An 18,812-nucleotide genomic window follows, 5' to 3' on the forward strand; every position below is an offset into this window, starting at 1 on the left:
CACCCGCTCCCCCCACCCGCCTCACCCTCCCAACCATAACCTAAAATCCAAACATCATGTGGCGGGTAGCTCAGAGGTAGAGCGCGTAATATCCTTGTTCGACTTATTGCCCTCACGGGACGACTGAATGAGGGTTATCGATTTAGGTTCGCGAGGTCGCAAGTTCAAATCTTGCTCCGCCACCATTATTCTCACTGGCAGGTAGCTTAATAGTAAAGCGCCAATTTTACCCTTACGGGACGAAGATTTAGGGTTATCGCTTACTCACGAATCCCCCCTTAATCGCCGGAGACGCGAGTGCAAAGCTCGTCCTGTCAATTTTATATTTGCCCCAACGGGAGTCGCGGAGATAAAAATGACATATAAATTTTTTCTAAATCAAAATAACAAAAATCAAAATACTCGACAATCTCAACCAATTCCCGGACGCGAAACTGAGATGATTCAGGGACGTTCTGGTGGCTACATGTTCAAAGCTGATTTGTGGCAAGTATTACGTCGTTGCTTGTTAATTGGTACATCACAAAATACTTATTATGCAGGTAAGCATGAATTAACCAATGCTTTTGTCGATACATTATTTAAAGCCATCGCCGAAAATCCAGAACGTGTAGCCTCAGAAATTATATATGCTTCTGACGGACGCTCAATTAATAACAGCGCACCAATTTTTGCTCTAGTACTATTATCAATGGGAGAAACAAACGGCGCCAAAAAAGCTTTCCAAGAAATTTTCCCCCAAGTTGTGCGTACTGGCAGCCATTTCTACGAATGGTTAAATTATACAAAATCAGTGCGTGGATTTGGTAAAATTGTTCGTGAAGCAGGACAACGCTGGTTAGCGCGCGAGAACGTTAGAGACTTGGCATATCAATTGTTGAAATATCAACAAAGACAAGGTTTCTCTCACCGTGACGCTTTACGTTTATTTCACGTCAAACCACCTACCGGAGACCATAACCAATTGTACCAATGGGTATTAAATGGATGGAAAGAACTACCAGAAGCAATTCCATCTGGTGCGTTAACACAAATTTGGTGGTACGAGTGGTTAAAACGTAATCCGAGTGAAACCCATAAAGCAATTTCTGAAGGTCGCTTGACTCATGAAATGGCGGCGCCTGTCGGTAAAATGGATAAAACAGCATGGCAATTATTATTTAATGATATGCCCATCGGCGCCATGTTACGAAATCTTGGTTCCTTAACTGAATTAGGTGTATTGCGCGCAGACTCAAGAAAAAACCTTGACCATGCAGAATCTATATTAAACAGTCGTAACCATCTTCGCAAAGGACGTATCCATCCAATAGACGTATTAAAAGCGCTAAAAACCTATAAATCTGGTGGAAGCTTAGGACGCAGCCAAAAAACTTGGCAACCTATTCCTCGTATTGTAGATATTTTAGAGCGCGCATTAGAACTTTCTTTCGATACTGTCGAACCAACGAATAAAGTATTTATGCACGCAGTAGATATTTCTGGTTCGATGAGTTGCTATACAGTCAGTTCAATTGGATTAACATGTTGTGAAATTGCGACAACAATGGCATTAGCAACTGCAAAAGCTGAAAAAAACTATGCCATCCGTGGTTTTTCAACACAATTCGTTGACTTAAATATTACAGCCAAAGACTCCTTTAGTTCAGCAATGAAGAAAGCAAGTAATCAAAACTTTGGTGGTACCGATGCATCAGTTACTTATGACTGGATGATTAAAAACAGATTTAAAGCTGACGTAATTTGTTTTTGGACAGACTGCGAAAGCTGGGCAGGACGTAAACATCCAAGTCAAGCACTTGCAGAATATCACCACAAAGTTAACCCGAAAGCCAAAGCTGTATACGTAACATTGGCGCCGAACAAAATCTCACTTGTTGATCCTCAATGTTCCATGTCTTGGGACTTAGCAGGTTTTGACCCTAGCGCACCACGCTTTATCCAAATGCTAGCAACAGATTTGTAATGTATGGTGGGCAATGCCCACCAAAATTTATCTACTAATTGCAGTTCTACGGCGCCGACCTGAATTTATTATCAATTTATGCAACTTATTTAAAGTAGATGAGACAGATTTATTTGTTATTTGTGCTTGCTTGCTGTTAGAAGCCCTGAAGGCAAGCTACAAGCTGTTAGCGATATAATACACAGTAAAACAATTGCAATAGATTTTGTAATTGTGGTAGACATTGGGCTGTTTGTTAGGTTGATGATTTCTATCAAACGGCACCTGTATTTGAGTATAGACTTGAGAAATTTGTGATTCTAATTGAGTTAATTTGAGATAAATTTAGCAAAACCTATCATCCTTATTACGTGAAGCATCTGATGCAGCAGATTACGTGTTTATACAATACATGTAGAGACGCGATTAAATCGCGTCTCTACAAGGTTGCGGGTATTATGCAACAAAATATTTGATTGTGAGCATTCATCAACCTTGTTTAACAGCTATCACCTGCTCACTTTGCTGAATAAATTTATCTACCTCAGAATGGTAAGGAAACAAACGTTTAACTAATTGGAACATTCGCAAGTTTCATTGTTAGTTACCTAGAGTGTATCAAATTATATAAATACTAATTCATCTTGTAAAATAATTCTCCCATGCGTGCAAGTGCTGCTTTATACTCATTTAACGGCATAGTTTTACTTAGTTGCCATAGCCAGTGACTCTATCACCAACCGCAGTTGCTTCCAAATATCGCGTTGCTTTGCTTCTTCGTGGAGGAAACGCAATAAACCAAAAAAGTCCTTGTAGATTTTCTAGCTAATGCGCTTTAGCTTGTATATATCAAGCTAGACGAAGAGCAAACATTAGTATTGTAATGATGAATCTTTTGATAAAATTGATTAAAACGTAAAAATAACATGTCATTTGGAGGTTAAAATTAGCCCTGAAAGCTATATACCGTCTGAAGAACTAGGTGCTGAACTTGTAGACCATATCGCCGAAAACGATAAGGTCATTCCTTGTGTTCAAAAAGGCTTAGTCAAAGTGGCTATTGACAAAGTTAATATCTACTGTATGGGTAAAGTACCTATGTATCCCCAAGAAGAATTGCAACAATTACAAAGCTTTAAACAAAGTAATCGTAAACAATTTGATGCAGACAAGCAGAATGAAAAAAGATTACTGTTTATACGGGATAAGCTAAAGCATAATTGGGATCGCTCCCAAGAAATGTTTAAAACAATCAAACAACTTGGATGGGAGGATTCTGTTGATGTTGTTGATAAAATCATTGCTCACTTATTAACGGTTGGTGAAGATATAACTGTTGAAAATCGAGTTAGATATTCAAGCCGATTGGAGGCACCTCTGGGATATTTGAAAGTACAAAGTACTTGGATAATCCTTCCAAACGGAACAAAATATCTATCAACTATTAATTTTATTCCAATTCAAAAATGAGGATAAACTATGAATAGCGAAAACTTGGAGATTCTGACTGATGCCGATATTGATTATGGTGATTTGTCAGAAGATGTACTAAAAAAACTCGCTTTAGATGATGAGTTATTCATTGCTACTTCTGCCCTTGTAGAATTAAGACTACGCGAAAGTCTTGTAGCTGCTATAATTGCTTATGAAATACTTTCTGAATCCAAGGGAGATAAATATTTACAGGCTACCGCGCTATCTGTTCTTTTTGAAACTAACCAAGAACAAGCGATTAATTATATGCTTAAAGAGGCACCGTCTTGTGAGCCATATATTCTCAATAGTATCATGGAATTAATGATTGAAAATGAACCTGATTTTAAATTTGTTCCTGCTTCGTTACTTGTAACTATAGTCAGAGAGCGCCTTCGAGAATTAGAAAATTCAACAAAATTTACTACGTTAGAAGCAAGGGATAAATTTTTACATACATACGGGCACATACAAAATATTCATACAAGCAAAGTGTAAACACTTTGATTTACACACCAGCAGTTGATGGTACGTAATGGCACTATGTTTTTCGCTTCGTTATGTTTTGCAATTGCTGCTTCAATCTCGTTTGCGTATACTTGGGCATAAGACCAAGCATTTGCTAAGTCAACAGCTGATAAAGTAGGATAATTATCTAAGATTTTGGCTTCACTTAGACCTGAGCGTTGGTAACTTACTAATAACCAAACAGGAATACGAGTTTGTCTTATACAAGCATCACCACCCATGACACCAGGAGTTTTGTTTATTCCTTGCCAAGTGTTAGCTAGACTTTGCGATAATAGTTGAATGACCTCGGCTTTTTCTGCTGGGGTTAATGAGAGTAATTGAGATTTTAATTCTGTAAAAGTCATTTTATCTGTTTACTTAGTATTCATAACATATATTTTATCATTGATAATATTATACTTGACTCATAACCCAAAGTTAGCAATGAATAGTCATAATCTAAATTTGATGACTGATAACGATATTGATATTTATAACATTAACGGGTCACACCTTTACTTTTAAAGTGTGTCAAAACCTTGAAGATGCTACCCTCCGGGAAAACTGCGCCCTTCGTGCGTCAGCATGACAAAAAGTTTGAATTTAACTCGTTTGTATTAAAAATATTGAAGATGCGCGCGAAAGCGGGAAAACTGCGCCCTTCGTGCGTCAGCATGACATAAGCCTGAATTTTGCGTGTTTGTATTATACGTATAAGATTTTTACGGCGCCTCTTTCAAAAATGAGTTCACTATCCGTTACATCCGTTTATAATTCTTTGTAAACTTTCTCTTACTTACACTGCACAGGCACCTACAGTTTTTGCCATTTTTGAAAAGCGAGGGCTAATATGGAGTAATTAACACGCTTTTTTAATTTATACAATTACAATGCAAGTGACTATAAAAACGAAGCGAACAAGCCAATTTATTGATTGGTGGGCTTGGGGCGCCTTCACTAGTTTCATATTAATTTTTGTAACGTTAATTCTGTCACCGATGTGGCAGCGAACGCTGTTAAATGAAACAGTAACGGTTGATGATGAGCCTGCAAAACTTAAGCCTATAGAATTAAAACCACATACACTCGGTGCCCTACGTGTTGATGCTGAAGCACGAATAAATGCGAATGAGTGGGTAGCGTTTGAAATTCAATTGCTTGATAAAGCTGGAAAAGTAATAGCGTCGGGTACTAAGGAAGGATGGAGTGAAACTGGGACTTGGTATGAAGAGGGAGAGTATGGAAGTTGGGCTGAACAAGATACTCTTGGTGGGCTAGATGTACGTGCGAAGCAAGATGAGACATTGACGGTTGCACTCGCACTGCTTGACTATGGAACTACGGAAGGAAAAGATTTAAATCAACCTGTATCGTTTCAAGTTACTGTCAGTGACGGGATAATAGATACTGGATATTTATGGTTAGGAATGATTCTTTCCTCTCCTTTCGCGTTGGCAACTATGTATGCTGCCCGTAAAAGTGGCAAGCGTGCGATTTTTGAGAAGATTCAGGATAGTGACCCTACTGGGCGTGGAATATTGGGAGGAGAAAAACGTTTGGTGCGTGTTCGCGTCGAAGTCGAAGCTGACGAAACGGCGCCTCGACAAGTAGAAGTTAGGCTAGTTATTAATGATGGCTATGGCGAACAAATATACTGCGAATCAACCGATGTTAACGTTGAGCGTAAAACAAAAGATGGGCAGTTTATAAAAGCTGTTGCTAAACTAGACAAATTCTTTGTAATACCTGAACGCAACTCTTACGGTTTTCACGTAGAAGTTTATCCTGATGCACCTATAGACAGAACAAAACTAATAGTTCGCGATGGCGCCCGTACAATTCTACCTACTGATGTAATTTATTTGGAAAATCACAAAGATTTAGCCGTTAATAATTAAATTATGATTACCAAAATTTTATCTGCTGGAACCGTATTAATTGCTGCCTCAACAATTTATGCCAGCGTCACCGACTCCAGTGCCCTAGTTCTGCGTCAAGAACAGCAATCAAATTATTCACCGCGTGAAGGCACAAATCCATCAGGACGATATAATTCACAAGGTGTATGGATTTTTACATCCACAGAACGCACCAGTTACGAAAATTTCCAAGGTGGTGGACCAGGAAGCGGGAAATGATTTGATTTTAAATTTTAGGAATATATGGGCGCCGAAACAGAAGAAAGTATCTTTATAAACAAAGTACAGCGAAGAACATTATTATTAGCAGCCGCAGTATCATCCGGCACAGGATTAGCGGTTGAATTATTACTGGGTAACCTAGCAAGCTATCTAATGGGCAACCAAGCACTCGCATATGGTATTGCCATAGGTGGATTCCTAGCAGCAATGGGTATCGGTTCATACTTGAGCAGATTTATCGCACCCAAAGAACAAGGACGCGCGTTACAGCGTGAAATGCTAACTGCATTTATAAAAATTGAACTACTCATAGCACCTTTAACTGCCTTATTACCAATGGCATTATTCGCGCTGTTCGTTGCCGATAGTGCTGTAATTTGGCAAGCTTTATTTGTCGTTACTATCTTACTGGGAATTTTAGCAGGCTTAGAAGTGCCAATTCTCGCGCGCTTGCTTGAAATAGTTGACGGTGTACGCGATGCTATTTCTGGAGTACTGGCACTTGATTATTTGGGTGGTTTGTTGGGGTCGCTAGCATTTCCCCTACTTTTATTACCTTTTTTGAGCATGTTTCCCACTGCGTTTGTGTTAGGCGCCTTTCCTGCTTTAATGGTATTTGCTATTGGACAGTGTTTTCCATCAATGCGTCGTTGGGGATATGCAGGATTGATATTAGGTATAGTCTTACTTATATCGGCGCCAGCATCTATCCCACTAGGCAACAAGCTCGAAAATAATTTATATAATGCACCAATCATTAAGCGAGTTCAATCAACTTACCAACGTATTGTTTTAACACGTCAAGGTAAAGACCTGCGTTTATTTCTCGACGGTGACTTACAATTTTCCACTGTCGATGAGTATCGCTATCATGAAGCATTAGTTCACCCAGCAATGAGCGCTGTCCCAAAGCGTAAAAAAGTACTCGTTCTAGGCGCCGGCGATGGAATGGCAGTGCGAGAAGTTTTAAAATGGCAGGGTGTAGAGCGTGTTGTTTTAATTGAACTTGACCCAACAATCGTCAAATTAGCTACTCGTTACCCGCAACTAGCTAAAGTAAACGCTAACTCACTTAAAGACCCACGAGTTCAAGTCATCAACGCCGATGCATTTGTACAGGCGCCTAAATTACCCGATATATTCGATGTCATTATCGCCGATTTTCCTGACCCAGACCATGATAGTTTAGCTAAACTTTATTCAGATGGATTTTATCGGCGGTTAATGGGGCGCCTTGCAGAAAATGGTGTTCTTGTCACCCAAGCATCAAGCTCATTTTTCACACCCAAAGTCATAAGCTGCATAACTGCCACAATAGCCCATACAGGACTTATGGTACATCCCTATGTTGCTGATGTACCCTCGTTTGGCCCTTGGGGTTTTGTTCTCGCATCACGAAATAATATAGATACAACAAAACTGAAGCTTGAAATTCCAACTAGATATCTCACCACCCCCTTATTACAACACATATTCGAGTTACCTAAAGATATTGAGTTTGGCAACACAGAAATCAATCGTCTTACTCATCCCGTCATTGTTCGTTACCAGTCGCAAGAATCAAGAATAAGAAATATACCGTAGGGGCGGGTTTACCTATACTCTAGTAAACAATGAAAATTTAGGTGAACCCGCCCGTACAGCATTTATAATTTGAGAGTAAAACAATGTTATATATTACCCTAGCCATCATCGCAGTCACAGCCATAATAATCTACACACAGCGCAAACAAATACAAAACTTATTAAAACCAACTACTAATAAAAAACTGGCGCCAGTAAATACCACTATATTTGATTTAAAGATAGGCGATATAATCCAGCACATGGGTATTGATTGGGTAGTCGAAGGTAGATTGACTTATCAAGAAGGCGCCTACTACTGGTACGAATATTTACTACAAGACAAAGATAAAATAGCCTGGTTATCAGTCGAAGAAGATGACCGTGTTGAAATTGCATTACTAGAACCAACAAACCAACTTGATGTAAGTAAAGACCCACCACCCGAATTAAACTTTGCAGGAGAAATATATACACGTGTAGATTATGGTAAAGCCAGAATGACACGTACTGGTATAACGATGAAACGAAAAGCAGAAAAATGTCAATATTTTGACTATGAAAGTACGGACGGAAAAATTTTATCAATTGAAATTTGGGATGGAGATATTGAGGTTTCTGTTGGAGAAAAAATTAGTCCTCGGTCACTAACAATATTACCTGGTGATGGTAAAACCGTGTACCGTGATTAAACCTATAATTCAACTGCTCGACAAACCTGCAACACTTGCAACCATCTTTGTTGATGAATTTTGCTGTATCGTTTCCGCAATGGCTTACGTTCGTCAGCTTTTTTCTGGATATCAGAAACATTAATCACACGATTAACACCTAAATTATTAGGCGATTTAAATTTTTTCTTAAGATACTCATACCAGTAGTCATGCTCTAGACCCATCCAAGACATTATTGGTTTAACTGCAATTTTCAAAAGCAATTTAATCAGAAATTGATATTGAAATAAGCTAACAATTTGGGTGTAGTCTAATTTTATACCTTTATATACCAAGACTAAAGTACTCCAATAATCTCCGCAAGACTGGCTGGCTGCTGATAAATAAAAGCAAAAACTACTGGCAGACAAATCGTAAATGTAAGTAGGAATTTCTGGATGTCTTTGTTGGAAATCTGCCATAAACAGATTGTAAGACCTTTCCATTGACCGATAGTTACAAGACATACTTCCTCTTACCCGACGGTAACCAATCAAAAATTCTTGTACTACCCTAAACTTGTAATGTTCAGCAATACGCAAATAAATATCCCAATCCTCACAACCTTGAGCATTATCTGCTCTGAGCTTACAATTGTAACCACCAACTTTTTCAAAACAAGATCGACGTATCAGAGGCACACTAGCACAGCCTATAAAGTTGGTGTACACCAGAAGTGGGTAAACAGTTCCCTCTGCGCTATAAAAGTCTCTATGATATTCAGTATCAGGTATTCCATAGATTATATCATCCTCGTCAATGTTGACCGACCAGGCATAAACTAGTCCTACAGATGGGTCAGCTTCTAGCAAGCATTGCACTTCTTTTTCTAGTTTTTGGGGATACCAAATATCATCGGCATCAATCGGTGCGATATACTCACCACTAGACTTTTCAATTGCTAAATTACGAGCTGCTGCTACCCCTGCATTTGACTGTTGCAAGAGTTTGACACGACTGTCTTTCTGAACAAAAGATTTTAAAATATCGACAGTTCCATCAAGCGATCCGTCATTAACAACTAAAACTTCAATATTTGTGTACGTCTGAGTGAGGATAGAATCCAATGTTCGTTTAATAAAAGTCTCAGCATTGTAAGCCGGTATGATAACAGAAACTAAAGGAGATTCTTTTGTCATAGAAGTAACCTTTTAACTATATCTAAAATAATAAGCTCGGTTCAGAATTAAACCGAGCCTTATAAATTAAAATTAGCGCTATGTTAAGTAATATTACATAGTCAATGATTGTGTATTAGTTTCAATGCACGATGCCAAGTCTTTTAAGAAGGCAGCTGCATGGGCGCCGTATATAATACGGTGGTCACAGGTAATATTGACTTGCATTTGCTGTTTGACACCGAACATACCGTCAGGGGTTGCTACAACTTGAGGACGTGAGGCGCCGATTGCTAGTATCGAACCAGTTCCAGGTGGTAAGATAGCGTCGAATGTATCAACACCGAACATTCCTAAATTAGAAATGGTAAAGGTACCTGTACTATACTCATCGGGTTGAAGTTGTTTCGCACGCGCACGTTCTACCAAAGACTTCCAGTTACGTGATAGCGAATATATATCTATTTGGTCGGCGTTTTGCAAGACTGGTGTAATTAACCCACCATCGTCCATTGCAACCGCAACAGCTATATTAATGCCAGAGTGATGCACAATTCCTGAGTCAGAATAACTAGCATTTAATAAAGGATGTTTTTGTAGTGTTACCGCTACAGCTTTCGCTAGCAGCGCGCTCATTGTCACACCTTTAGATTTAAGCTGTTTGTAGAGTTTGTCGAGAGCGTCGGTGGTGATAGTGTAGCCTACACGGAAAACTGGAACTGCCAAGCTAGCAACCATACTCCTATTAACAGCGTTTTGCAACGTGTTAAATGGTGTTGTTGTTCCTGGCACTACTGAAACAGGTGCTGGTGGTGTTGGAGTTGGTTTTGCAGCTGGTGCTGGTGTGTAAACTGGTGTTTCAACACGAGCTACAGGAGCAACCACAGGAGCTGTTGTTGGAGCTTTGCCTGCAAGAGCTTCTATATCGGCAGCAATAATACGACCGAAAGGACCACTACCAGTAGTAATTTTATCTAACTCGACTTTTAGCTCTTTTGCTAATTTCTTAGCGCGTGGTGACGCTACAACCCTACCTTCGCGATGGTTTGAGCCGTTAGAGTTTGCTGTTGAGGTTTGTGCAGTTGCAGTTGCACTGGCGCCCGAAGTTACAGCAACTGGTTGTGCAACAGGTTGTGGGGTTGATGTTGCTTGTGCTGCCGCAGTGGCAATTTCCGCTTCGGTTTCAACAATAAAAGCAATCGCTTCCCCAACAGGCGCCGAATCACCAGCTTGAACTATGATATGGGCAAGGTATCCTTCATAAAAGGATTCCACATCCATATCAGCTTTATCAGACTCGACAACCACCACAGTTTCGCCTTTTTCCACTTTGTCACCGGGTGATTTTGCCCAGGAAACAATCTTGCCTTCGGTCATGGTGGAACTAAGTGCGGGCATGAATACTTCGTAAATGCTCATCTTGTGTGGTTAGGTTAATCGATAAATTATAAATTGTGCCAAATCGAATTGTAGCTTGCTTCTTCGCACGAGGAACCATCTTAATAATGTTTATGTCTATAAATTTTGTATAAGCGTTCTTTCCTGACCTCTCTCCCCAAAGTGTGATTTATATATAAAAGTTATAAAACGACCGGAGGAAATGCTGTATATAGACTTAGAATGCAAAGTTGATAACTAAACCTTCTCACACACACGTTTTTGTTATGTCGGCAAAGTCAAAGATAGTTTTTATTTTGATACTCAGTATCTTTGCCACAATCAGCGCTAGCGTTGTTTTTAACAATTCTAATTCATCCTCACTGATTTACACCAATCAGAACGCACAAGCGCAACAACCCCCTGTGGCAATAGAAGCTGACATTGCAGCTAATCCGGAACGCGCAAAATATAAAAAGATACCTTTAGAAAGTATCAAATCCGCGCTCCAAGGTTCAGACCCAGCATCGCTAGCAATGGAAGCATTTGATACAAATGGCATTGAGGGTAAACCCCGAAAAGTCGAGGTCGCTTACCCACAACCCAATCAAGCTTTAGTAACAATTACTCAAAACGACCTAGTTAAAAACTCTCGTGATACAGTTCGCTACCGCGTCGAACTCAGCACTTTTGGACGCACAATACTCGCTACCTCTCCTCCTATGTGGCAAATAGTCTGGGTGGGAAAACGAAATAGCAACGAAAATAGTGCTGAGTAGAAAGTGCTGAGTGCTGAGTAAAGTGCTGAGTAGAAAGTGCTGAGTGCTGAGTAATATCCTTAATTCCTAACTCCTAACTCCTAACTCCTAACCCTACTCAGCACTCAGCACTCAGCACTTTTCACTCTCTTAGATGTCTCCGCGAATTTCTTCAACGACTCCATCACGGATGACTACTTCGACTTGTAACTTACTAATTAAGTTGTCTCCTGGTTCAACACGGAAGAAACCTTCCATTTGGAATTGATTTACTTCTTGGTCGAGTTCTAATAACTGAACCTGTTGGAGATTTTGCAAGCTTTGGTTCTTTTGTTCTAGCAGTTCACTTTTCTTTTCGTTGACTTGCGCTTGGATATTATCTATTTGCTGTAAGGTTTGTGGTCCGGGTGGTTGCAAACCTTGTTTTTGAATTTCTGCTATTGCCCGCTGTCCTTGAACATCGAGTTGTTGTAGCTGTTGGTCAATTTGGATTATTTGACCCTGAAGTTGCTGCTGTACTTCTTCTTTCCAAAGCGTAGTAACAATCGCTTTGACGTTGACAGCACGCTTTAATAGTAGTTGCTTGGAGACATCCATAAAGTTTTCACGTTCACTCATTAGTTAACAGTTGTGGAGGTGAGGGCGAACATGTTGTTAATCGTATCGCCTGGGACGTTCGATTACAACTAATTGCGCCTCACCTTCAATGTTTGTGTCATTAAACCATTTTCTGTCGAAAATGGCTCTAAAATTAACCGTGCAGGCGCCTATACGGTCGTCCGGACGGAACGCCAGGACGATTTTGCACCTCTCGGTTAAGTTCTCGACGAAATAAATCCAGGATTATTTTACTCTCCAAGTTTATTTTTTGGCTGCCTGCCAGTGTAACATTGTCTTTTTGTATACATAGCTTAAGGCGCCATTAAGAACGTAAAACTGCATCCTCAATTGGTTGTGGCTCTATTGTTCTCACGATTTGTTAATACAATAGTATCTTTTGCACGTCCGGTTAAAATCAGGTCGTTAGCATCGCATCAACAGCACCTGCCATCATAATTCCTTGGTCAGCTATCAACCAACGCGGAGAATTATCTGCTATTAAAGCACTTTTATCACCTGGTCCCATCAAGAAAGCCTGTAAACTAGCCGCAAAACACTGAACTTTTTGATTTAATTGAGTGTAAGTTAAAACAACTTTTGGTTTCGCATGAAGGTCATTAACTGCCACCACATGCCTAACATCGCTTTGCTACTTCACGCCATATTTCGCTTAGTCTCTTAACACCTGAATAATCGAGCAAATGCCGAGCGTTTGTCAGCTCGCACAAAATACAGTTCTCCAAGAAATTTGGGATATTATATGTTTTTGCCATAACCACCTCACCCTACTATTACCTAAAAATTTAATTAATACTGTTTCCAGCATATTCCGCATCAGAGACAGCATAACTTACTCAAAAAGACACAACTTTCTTACATTGACTTTTCCACATCAAAATAAATTCACCTATTGATTAAACTCTATGTTGTGTTAGGCTTATATAAACAAACAGTGATGCTTCAAAACCCGCTTTCAAAAAAGAGACGGGTTTTTGCCCTCTGAACGACCGCAGCGCACATCTATTTTAAATTTTGAATTTTAGGCCTTGAGTTGTTTTTAATCCAAGGTCTAAAACCTAAAATGTAAAATTCACACAGCCTACTACGATTCATTAAGAGGTAAACCAGACATGAATTCAATAGATATCATATTACTAACTTTGGTCAGCACAATTACCTGCCTTGTGTTGCCGCGAATGGTTTCAATGATTTTGGCTCTTGGCAATCAATCAATAAAACAAAGTCGAGTTCTTGTTCTTCAAAAAGAAAAACAAAAGCATAAACCAAAGGTTAGTAGTTTTCCATTCTGTGCTACTTATACCTTGAAAACCACTCCATCATGTAAATTCAGCCCGCACTTCTGCGAGAGATGTTCTCCAAATTTGTAGAACAACTTGATGGGGAGATTGCCTACAAGGGGCAGTATCTCCCTTTTTAATATTATTTTGATTTATGTTTACAAAACTTTATGTTAAATCAAACTTATAGTTATCAGAAGAAATTCCAAACATTCAATTGAATACATATTAGTCAATATGCTGCACACTTAATAAATAGAACCAATTATAAAAAAAAGGGGGAAGGCTTTGAATTTGACAGAGGGTTTACTCCTAACACTCTTTAGTGCAACTGTTTGCATCGTATTACCAAAGTTGCTGTCAACGCTACTCACTGACAGAGCAGAGAAAATAAAACCACCTTTAACAGAAACATTATCAGAGGCGCCTAGTCAAGAAGTACCCACCCTACTTCCTGAAAGTTAAACATCTATTTCCCATAAATACACAGCTAGTTCAAATCGATACATAACCCGGTTCACATATAACCGGGTTTTTACATTATGTCCGGTTACGTAACCTTAATAAAATCATCGTAGAGACGCGATTGAAAGAATGTCTCTACATTGTCGGTAATTATGGGTAATCAACCGGACATGATATTACATAAGAAAATCTCCATAACCCTATCATTTATTGCCGAGCCAAGCAGTATCAAAAGTATAGAGAAAATTTTACAAGATGATAAACGGCGCCTCTATTACAGCAATTTTCACCTGTTTGAAGCACACCTGGGAATTGTCACATTTGTAGAAACGTTACATGTAACGTCTCTACATGTGGTATTTGCTAAAAATTGAAGCATGACTCTATATCACTGCATCTGGTGACTCAATTATAAAACCATGACCGTAGCTCTCGATGCACAGGAGTGTAATCGCTTGCGGAGCAGTCAAAGTCTTTGGCTGCAACTTGGTGTTGAAAAGCGGGTATAAGCGTTACAACAATGGAAGCAAGAGATATTGGCGTTGCATGATCAACTTGTTTCGGCTTTGGTTGATGATACAGGAAGATTGTCAATTTCTAATCTAGAAGTAGATTCTTTTCTCAGTAGTATCGATAGATGGTCTCAATTAGCACCGAAGATATTGCAAGAAACTCTCAAAGATACGTCGATTCCCTTTATTCAATTGCAACAAACAACAGTACCCTATCAACTGGTCGGGGTAATTAGTCCTTGGAATTTTCCTCTGTTACTATCCACTATTGATGCAATTCCTGCTTTATTGGCTGGTTGTGCTGTAATTATTAAACGGGCAGCTGCTTCTACAGTCATGTTATCGATACCTATTATTTTTGACATGTTAAATTTTATTTGAGTTTAAATAGTAACTAAAAAAGTGAAATGATTTGAATTATAGGTAAATATAACATTCAAGATAAATATTGGCAACGGATGATAAACGGATGTAACGGATGAGTAATTGTTTATAAAAAAAACTAAAAAACTCAACTCTATACTTATTAAATAAAATCAATCATCCGTTACATCCGTTGTATCCGTTGCCAGCGTTTTCTCTAGTAAGGCACATGGTATTGTTACATTAGAACGCAAGCGATGTGATGAGTATTTTATAAATTTATAACCATTTGCTTTGTAGAAAGGAAGAGCAGTTATCGATGCTGATATTTGTAGCTTTGTGAAGTTATGAGCTAGTGCTTCGTTTTCTGCTGCTTTAAGTAGCTGTTTCCCTACTCCTTGACGTGTATAGTCAGGATGAACATAAACAGCACTGATATCTCCATTTTTATCAAAAGCGGAAAAACCTGTTATTATGCCATTTTCATCTTCTGCAACAAATTGTACTTCATATCTGGCGCCATTTATTATATATTGACGAAGTGTTTCGGGGTTTAAATGACCCACCCAAGCTTCTATTTGCTCTTGAGTATAGTCCACTGCACAAAGTTGACGCACTGAGTTAACGTGAATATGATGCATTTTTTCTGCATCTTCGGGTCGAGCTAAACGAACTGTAATTTGAAGAACCATTATTTTTTAGATTTCTTTTTCCATTTACTTTTTACTAATCTAATTTCTTCAAAGCTATAATCATTACCAAGGTATTCTTTTATTGGGGTGAGTGAAATGTCACCTAGAGTATCTAATACTTTCCAAATTACCTGCTGTTTTTTTGCTGGTACTAATAAGTTAATATCTATATCATGATTTTTATCCATTAAATCAATTAAATGACGCATTACTGTTGAAGGTTTTAAATTACGTTTTCTCGCTATCTCATTGATATTTAAACCTTCTTTATGTAATTGCAAGCTCATTATTTCTGTGCCAGTTGCTGTATTATTTACAATCGGAGTAATTTCTTGTTTTTCTGATGATAAATTATTCTCTCTACAGTATGCACAAATTTCGTTGACGAATTGGCTACCATATTCTGCCAATTTATGACTCCCAACTCCTGAAAGTTTGCTAAATGCTTGTTTCGTTTGCGGTCGTGATTGTGCCATTAATTTTAACGTAGAATCAGCAAAGATAACATACGGCGCCACTCCTTGAGCATCTGCCAACTTTTTACGTAGCGAACGTAATCTCTGGAATAGTAATTCTGTTTCTACATTATTTCCACTCAGTTCTTGCAAAGCGACTTTTTGCGCTGCGGGTACTACTATAAATACTGTACGCTGGCGCCGCATTATTTCCCAACTCTGTTCATTCAGCTTTAATACAGAATATCCGTCAGTAGTTTGTTCAAGAAAACCTTGCTGTAGTAATGAACGTGCTAATGTTCGCCATTCGTTTACTGTTTTATCTTTACCAATACCGTATGTCGAAAGTTTATCATGTTCATATAACTTAATCTTCTCGGTTTTGGCGCCGCGTAATATATCTATAACATGCGTCATGCCAAATTTTTCTTTAGAACGCGCGACACACGATAAAAACTTCATCGCTTCTAACGTCCAGTCCTGAGTTGGTTGAGGGTTACGACAGTTATCACATGCTCCACAGTTACCTGCAAAGCGTTCACCAAAATAACCAAGTTGAACTGTACGACGACAAACGTTAGTCTCAGCATAGTCTATCACTTGCCGCAACTGCTGACGCGCGATTTTTTGTTCTTGTTCATCGGTTTTCTGTGCAATACTCCATTCAATCGTTTTTATATCACCAACGTTGAAAAATAAAGTACACCTCGATGACTCCCCATCTCTTCCCGCACGTCCAGACTCTTGATAATAACTTTCTAAGTTCCGAGGTAAGTTATAATGAACTACTAACCGTACATCCGGTTTATTAATACCCATCCCAAAAGCTATTGTCGCGACTATTACACGCACATCATCACGAATAAAGCGAGTTTGGTTACTGCTACGTTCTTCATCAGATAAACCAGCGTGGTAAGCTAAAACAGATATTTTGCTGTGTTGCAGTTGAAAAGTTAGTTCGTCTACTTGCTTGCGAGTCAAACAGTAAATAATTGTCGAACCATCACTTTCACGAATCATTTCCAATAATTCAGCATAAGCGTTTTTGGTTCTGGTACGAACTTCATAAAATAAGTTTTCGCGGTTGAAACTGGTAAGATGTATATTCGGCTCTTTTAATCCCAATTGCTCAATAATATCTGAACGCACTCGTTCGGTAGCTGTTGCAGTCAGTGCAACCATCGGAACATTTGGATATCTTTGACGCAGCGATTTTAATTGACGATATTCTGGACGAAAATCATGTCCCCATTCTGATACACAGTGTGCTTCATCAATCGCAAAACTCGAAATTCCTATTTGATGCTGAACTAAATCCAAAAACGGTAAAAACCTTTCACTCATTAACCGCTCTGGCGCCACATAAAGTAATCTAATTTTACCATTGAGAATAGCTTGTTCGCGTAACCGAGCTTGATGTGAATTTAAACTACTATTAAGAAATGTTGCGTTTATACCATTCTTTTGCAGTGCTTCCACTTGGTCTTGCATCAACGCTATTAACGGTGACACCACAACCGTTAACCCAGGTCGAATTAGCGCAGGTAGCTGAAAGCACAGTGATTTTCCTCCACCTGTAGGCATTATTACGAGTAAATCCCGATTTTGCAAGGCGCCTTCGATAATCTGTCGCTGTCCTGGGCGAAAATTGTCGTAACCGAAGTGATGCTTCAGCGCTTGTTCTAAATTGGGATAAGTCAGCATACTATAAAAATTTAAAAGGACTAAAGGCTTGTCATAACTTATAGAACATTAGAATAAGACATTACACAAAGCCTTGTAAATATCTATCATTCTTTATTTTGCAGCAATATGTAATGGAAACGTTGAATAGATTTAAAGATATTGCGAAACCTCTAACTCCATAAATTACTTAAAGCTATTATTGCATACAGGTGCAGCAGTACTATACTAATTCCCAGCTAATGACCAAATTTCCATACGATGAATTTTCCAAAAGTTATCTTAAAGAATTGTTACAACCTTTAGGTTAAGTTGAAACAAGTCGCAAAGTGCCAGCAGAAATCAGAGAAATAGACGTTTACTTTGCGCCTTCATCACAATCGCCACAAGGTACAATGCAAATAGGGTTACTAGGGCGCCTTGCATTACAACCCGCATTAATAGAACCGTTTAGAAACGCAGCGACTCGTTCAGAAATTCGCAGTTGCATGGGTAAATTATTTACCTTGTTTGCTGACATGCAACGACAGAGTAAAACTCGCATTCTAGAATCTGGGTTGCCTCGATTATGGATTTTAACACCAACTGCTTCAAAAGCCATATTAGGAGGATTAAATGCAAACAGCGATGAGGACAACTGGGGTCGAGGAGTATATTTCCTTGGTGACGCACTTAAAAGTGTAGTTATCGTCATCCATCAACTACCTCGTACTCCAGATACACTATGGTTAAGAATTTTAGGAAGAGGAAGAGTGCGGGAACAAGCAGTGAGGGAACTCGAAGCACTTCCTGAAAACAACGCACTGCGGAAAAAAGCCATTGAGCTACTATTAAGCTTAAAAACAACTTTAGAAGTTCGAGAAGATTTAAAAAAAGATAAGGACGAAAGGAAATTAATTATGCAGTTATCACCTCTTTACGAGCAAAAATTGGCTGACGTGAAACAAGCAGAACGTCGCACTATTATCGAAAACCTCTTGAAAGTTAGGTTTGGCGCCCTTGATAATGAATTAAGCTCGATTGTTCAACCCATAGCTTTGCTGTCACCTGAAGAATTTAGTCCTCTACTGCTACAGTTATCACGCGAAGACTTGTTGAGTCGATTTTAATAGTACAAAAAAACTAGTAAACTATATTTTGTGCGCC

At 38.9% G+C, this 18,812-nt stretch carries 19 protein-coding genes, 1 tRNA gene and 3 pseudogenes; 14 read left to right on the forward strand and 9 right to left on the reverse strand.

The genetic code is table 11. The annotated features are described in order from the left end of the window. Positions 1-59 precede the first annotated feature (59 nt). From DSM106972_RS51475 to DSM106972_RS51480, 3 genes are all read left to right on the forward strand, one after another. Positions 60-183, forward strand: a tRNA-OTHER gene (locus tag DSM106972_RS51475). Between the two features lie 172 nt (positions 184-355). Further along, complete coding sequence (locus DSM106972_RS21035; protein ID WP_127082559.1) at positions 356-1,966, forward strand: TROVE domain-containing protein; 1,611 nt, start codon at positions 356-358, stop codon at positions 1,964-1,966. A gap of 13 nt (positions 1,967-1,979) precedes the next feature. Then, complete coding sequence (locus tag DSM106972_RS51480) at positions 1,980-2,144, forward strand: hypothetical protein (RefSeq protein ID WP_158632856.1); 165 nt, start codon at positions 1,980-1,982, stop codon at positions 2,142-2,144. Between the two features lie 532 nt (positions 2,145-2,676). Here the strand turns inward: DSM106972_RS51480 and DSM106972_RS21040 are convergent. Next, positions 2,677-2,766, reverse strand: a pseudogene (locus DSM106972_RS21040) (AAA-like domain-containing protein); the annotation flags it as partial. A gap of 112 nt (positions 2,767-2,878) precedes the next feature. Between DSM106972_RS21040 and DSM106972_RS21045 the strand changes: the two are divergent. Further along, positions 2,879-3,415, forward strand: a complete 537-nt coding sequence (locus DSM106972_RS21045; protein WP_127082560.1) for a hypothetical protein — start codon at positions 2,879-2,881, stop codon at positions 3,413-3,415. A 9-nt stretch (positions 3,416-3,424) separates the two neighbouring features. Continuing rightward, positions 3,425-3,916: a hypothetical protein gene (locus DSM106972_RS21050; RefSeq protein WP_127082561.1), complete on the forward strand. Its 492-nt coding sequence runs from the start codon at positions 3,425-3,427 to the stop codon at positions 3,914-3,916. Here the strand turns inward: DSM106972_RS21050 and DSM106972_RS21055 are convergent. Further along, entirely contained in the window at positions 3,898-4,293 is a 396-nt protein-coding gene (locus DSM106972_RS21055) for a DUF433 domain-containing protein (RefSeq protein WP_233787389.1), read from the reverse strand. The two genes, DSM106972_RS21050 and DSM106972_RS21055, sit on opposite strands and share 19 nt — an antisense overlap. Positions 4,294-4,818: 525 nt before the next feature. On the opposite strand from DSM106972_RS21055, the gene DSM106972_RS21060 reads away from it, so the two are divergent. From DSM106972_RS21060 to DSM106972_RS21075, 4 genes are all read left to right on the forward strand, one after another. Beyond that, a complete protein-coding gene (locus DSM106972_RS21060; protein WP_127082562.1) occupies positions 4,819-5,826 on the forward strand; it encodes a hypothetical protein in 1,008 nt (335 codons plus the stop codon). A 3-nt stretch (positions 5,827-5,829) separates the two neighbouring features. Beyond that, the gene (locus DSM106972_RS21065; protein WP_127082563.1) at positions 5,830-6,066 is read left to right on the forward strand and encodes a hypothetical protein; all 237 of its coding nucleotides are present in this window, start codon (positions 5,830-5,832) and stop codon (positions 6,064-6,066) included. 24 nt (positions 6,067-6,090) lie between these two features. After that, positions 6,091-7,653 (forward strand): polyamine aminopropyltransferase, encoded by a 1,563-nt coding sequence (locus DSM106972_RS21070; protein ID WP_127082564.1) that lies wholly within the window; start codon positions 6,091-6,093, stop codon positions 7,651-7,653. A gap of 83 nt (positions 7,654-7,736) precedes the next feature. Beyond that, a complete protein-coding gene (locus DSM106972_RS21075) occupies positions 7,737-8,324 on the forward strand; it encodes a DUF4178 domain-containing protein (RefSeq protein WP_127082565.1) in 588 nt (195 codons plus the stop codon). A 2-nt stretch (positions 8,325-8,326) separates the two neighbouring features. Here DSM106972_RS21075 and DSM106972_RS21080 read toward each other — a convergent pair whose 3' ends face one another. Together DSM106972_RS21080 and DSM106972_RS21085 are read right to left on the reverse strand one after the other, a co-directional pair. Then, the gene (locus DSM106972_RS21080) at positions 8,327-9,484 is read right to left on the reverse strand and encodes a glycosyltransferase family 2 protein (RefSeq protein WP_127082566.1); all 1,158 of its coding nucleotides are present in this window, start codon (positions 9,482-9,484) and stop codon (positions 8,327-8,329) included. Between the two features lie 93 nt (positions 9,485-9,577). Then, positions 9,578-10,882 carry a dihydrolipoamide acetyltransferase family protein gene (locus tag DSM106972_RS21085; protein ID WP_127082567.1) on the reverse strand — a complete coding sequence of 435 codons (1,305 nt, stop codon included), beginning with the start codon at positions 10,880-10,882 and terminating at the stop codon, positions 9,578-9,580. 245 nt (positions 10,883-11,127) lie between these two features. Between DSM106972_RS21085 and DSM106972_RS21090 the strand changes: the two genes are divergently transcribed. Then, positions 11,128-11,619: a hypothetical protein gene (locus tag DSM106972_RS21090; RefSeq protein WP_127082568.1), complete on the forward strand. Its 492-nt coding sequence runs from the start codon at positions 11,128-11,130 to the stop codon at positions 11,617-11,619. 129 nt (positions 11,620-11,748) lie between these two features. Here the strand turns inward: DSM106972_RS21090 and DSM106972_RS21095 are convergent, their stop codons facing one another. From DSM106972_RS21095 to DSM106972_RS21105, 3 genes and pseudogenes are all read right to left on the reverse strand, one after another. Then, the gene (locus DSM106972_RS21095; protein ID WP_019489390.1) at positions 11,749-12,195 is read right to left on the reverse strand and encodes a YlqD family protein; all 447 of its coding nucleotides are present in this window, start codon (positions 12,193-12,195) and stop codon (positions 11,749-11,751) included. Positions 12,196-12,215: 20 nt separating this feature from the next. Continuing rightward, a pseudogene (locus DSM106972_RS53640) lies at positions 12,216-12,623 on the reverse strand (long-chain fatty acid--CoA ligase); the annotation flags it as partial. Then, positions 12,614-12,829, reverse strand: a complete 216-nt coding sequence (locus DSM106972_RS21105; RefSeq protein WP_127082569.1) for an AMP-binding protein — start codon at positions 12,827-12,829, stop codon at positions 12,614-12,616. The pseudogene DSM106972_RS53640 and the gene DSM106972_RS21105, both read right to left, overlap by 10 nt. Positions 12,830-13,784: 955 nt before the next feature. On the opposite strand from DSM106972_RS21105, the gene DSM106972_RS51485 reads away from it, so the two are divergent. From DSM106972_RS51485 to DSM106972_RS21120, 3 genes and pseudogenes are all read left to right on the forward strand, one after another. Then, the gene (locus tag DSM106972_RS51485) at positions 13,785-13,961 is read left to right on the forward strand and encodes a hypothetical protein (protein ID WP_158632857.1); all 177 of its coding nucleotides are present in this window, start codon (positions 13,785-13,787) and stop codon (positions 13,959-13,961) included. A gap of 152 nt (positions 13,962-14,113) precedes the next feature. Beyond that, positions 14,114-14,335, forward strand: coding sequence for a hypothetical protein (locus DSM106972_RS21115; RefSeq protein ID WP_127082571.1), 222 nt, complete (start codon positions 14,114-14,116; stop codon positions 14,333-14,335). Between the two features lie 63 nt (positions 14,336-14,398). Next, a pseudogene (locus DSM106972_RS21120) lies at positions 14,399-14,851 on the forward strand (aldehyde dehydrogenase family protein); the annotation flags it as partial. 158 nt (positions 14,852-15,009) lie between these two features. Here the strand turns inward: DSM106972_RS21120 and DSM106972_RS21125 are convergent. Further along, positions 15,010-15,528, reverse strand: coding sequence for a GNAT family N-acetyltransferase (locus tag DSM106972_RS21125; protein ID WP_127082572.1), 519 nt, complete (start codon positions 15,526-15,528; stop codon positions 15,010-15,012). Further along, on the reverse strand, positions 15,528-17,687 hold the full coding sequence (gene recQ, locus DSM106972_RS21130; RefSeq protein ID WP_127082573.1) for a DNA helicase RecQ: 2,160 nt from the start codon (positions 17,685-17,687) through the stop codon (positions 15,528-15,530). Before recQ ends, DSM106972_RS21125 begins: the two co-directional genes overlap by 1 nt. A gap of 308 nt (positions 17,688-17,995) precedes the next feature. On the opposite strand from recQ, the gene DSM106972_RS21135 reads away from it, so the two are divergent. Then, the gene (locus DSM106972_RS21135; RefSeq protein WP_325052200.1) at positions 17,996-18,775 is read left to right on the forward strand and encodes a hypothetical protein; all 780 of its coding nucleotides are present in this window, start codon (positions 17,996-17,998) and stop codon (positions 18,773-18,775) included. Positions 18,776-18,812: the final 37 nt, after the last annotated feature.

Source organism: Dulcicalothrix desertica PCC 7102 (assembly GCF_003991905.1).
GTDB lineage: Bacteria > Cyanobacteriota > Cyanobacteriia > Cyanobacteriales > Nostocaceae > Dulcicalothrix > Dulcicalothrix desertica.

Excerpts from the sequence above, each read along its gene's own strand:
- DSM106972_RS21035 (WP_127082559.1), top strand. The coding sequence starts at position 356 with ATGACATATAAATTTTTTCTAAATCAAAATAACAAAAATCAAAATACT.
- DSM106972_RS51480 (WP_158632856.1), top strand. The coding sequence starts at position 1,980 with ATGCCCACCAAAATTTATCTACTAATTGCAGTTCTACGGCGCCGACCT.
- DSM106972_RS21050 (WP_127082561.1), top strand. The coding sequence starts at position 3,425 with ATGAATAGCGAAAACTTGGAGATTCTGACTGATGCCGATATTGATTAT.
- DSM106972_RS21055 (WP_233787389.1), bottom strand. The coding sequence starts at position 4,293 with ATGACTTTTACAGAATTAAAATCTCAATTACTCTCATTAACCCCAGCA.
- DSM106972_RS21060 (WP_127082562.1), top strand. The coding sequence starts at position 4,819 with ATGCAAGTGACTATAAAAACGAAGCGAACAAGCCAATTTATTGATTGG.
- DSM106972_RS21065 (WP_127082563.1), top strand. The coding sequence starts at position 5,830 with ATGATTACCAAAATTTTATCTGCTGGAACCGTATTAATTGCTGCCTCA.
- DSM106972_RS21070 (WP_127082564.1), top strand. The coding sequence starts at position 6,091 with ATGGGCGCCGAAACAGAAGAAAGTATCTTTATAAACAAAGTACAGCGA.
- DSM106972_RS21075 (WP_127082565.1), top strand. The coding sequence starts at position 7,737 with ATGTTATATATTACCCTAGCCATCATCGCAGTCACAGCCATAATAATC.
- DSM106972_RS21080 (WP_127082566.1), bottom strand. The coding sequence starts at position 9,484 with ATGACAAAAGAATCTCCTTTAGTTTCTGTTATCATACCGGCTTACAAT.
- DSM106972_RS21085 (WP_127082567.1), bottom strand. The coding sequence starts at position 10,882 with ATGAGCATTTACGAAGTATTCATGCCCGCACTTAGTTCCACCATGACC.
- DSM106972_RS21090 (WP_127082568.1), top strand. The coding sequence starts at position 11,128 with ATGTCGGCAAAGTCAAAGATAGTTTTTATTTTGATACTCAGTATCTTT.
- DSM106972_RS21095 (WP_019489390.1), bottom strand. The coding sequence starts at position 12,195 with ATGGATGTCTCCAAGCAACTACTATTAAAGCGTGCTGTCAACGTCAAA.
- DSM106972_RS21115 (WP_127082571.1), top strand. The coding sequence starts at position 14,114 with ATGGGTAATCAACCGGACATGATATTACATAAGAAAATCTCCATAACC.
- DSM106972_RS21125 (WP_127082572.1), bottom strand. The coding sequence starts at position 15,528 with ATGGTTCTTCAAATTACAGTTCGTTTAGCTCGACCCGAAGATGCAGAA.
- recQ (WP_127082573.1), bottom strand. The coding sequence starts at position 17,687 with ATGCTGACTTATCCCAATTTAGAACAAGCGCTGAAGCATCACTTCGGT.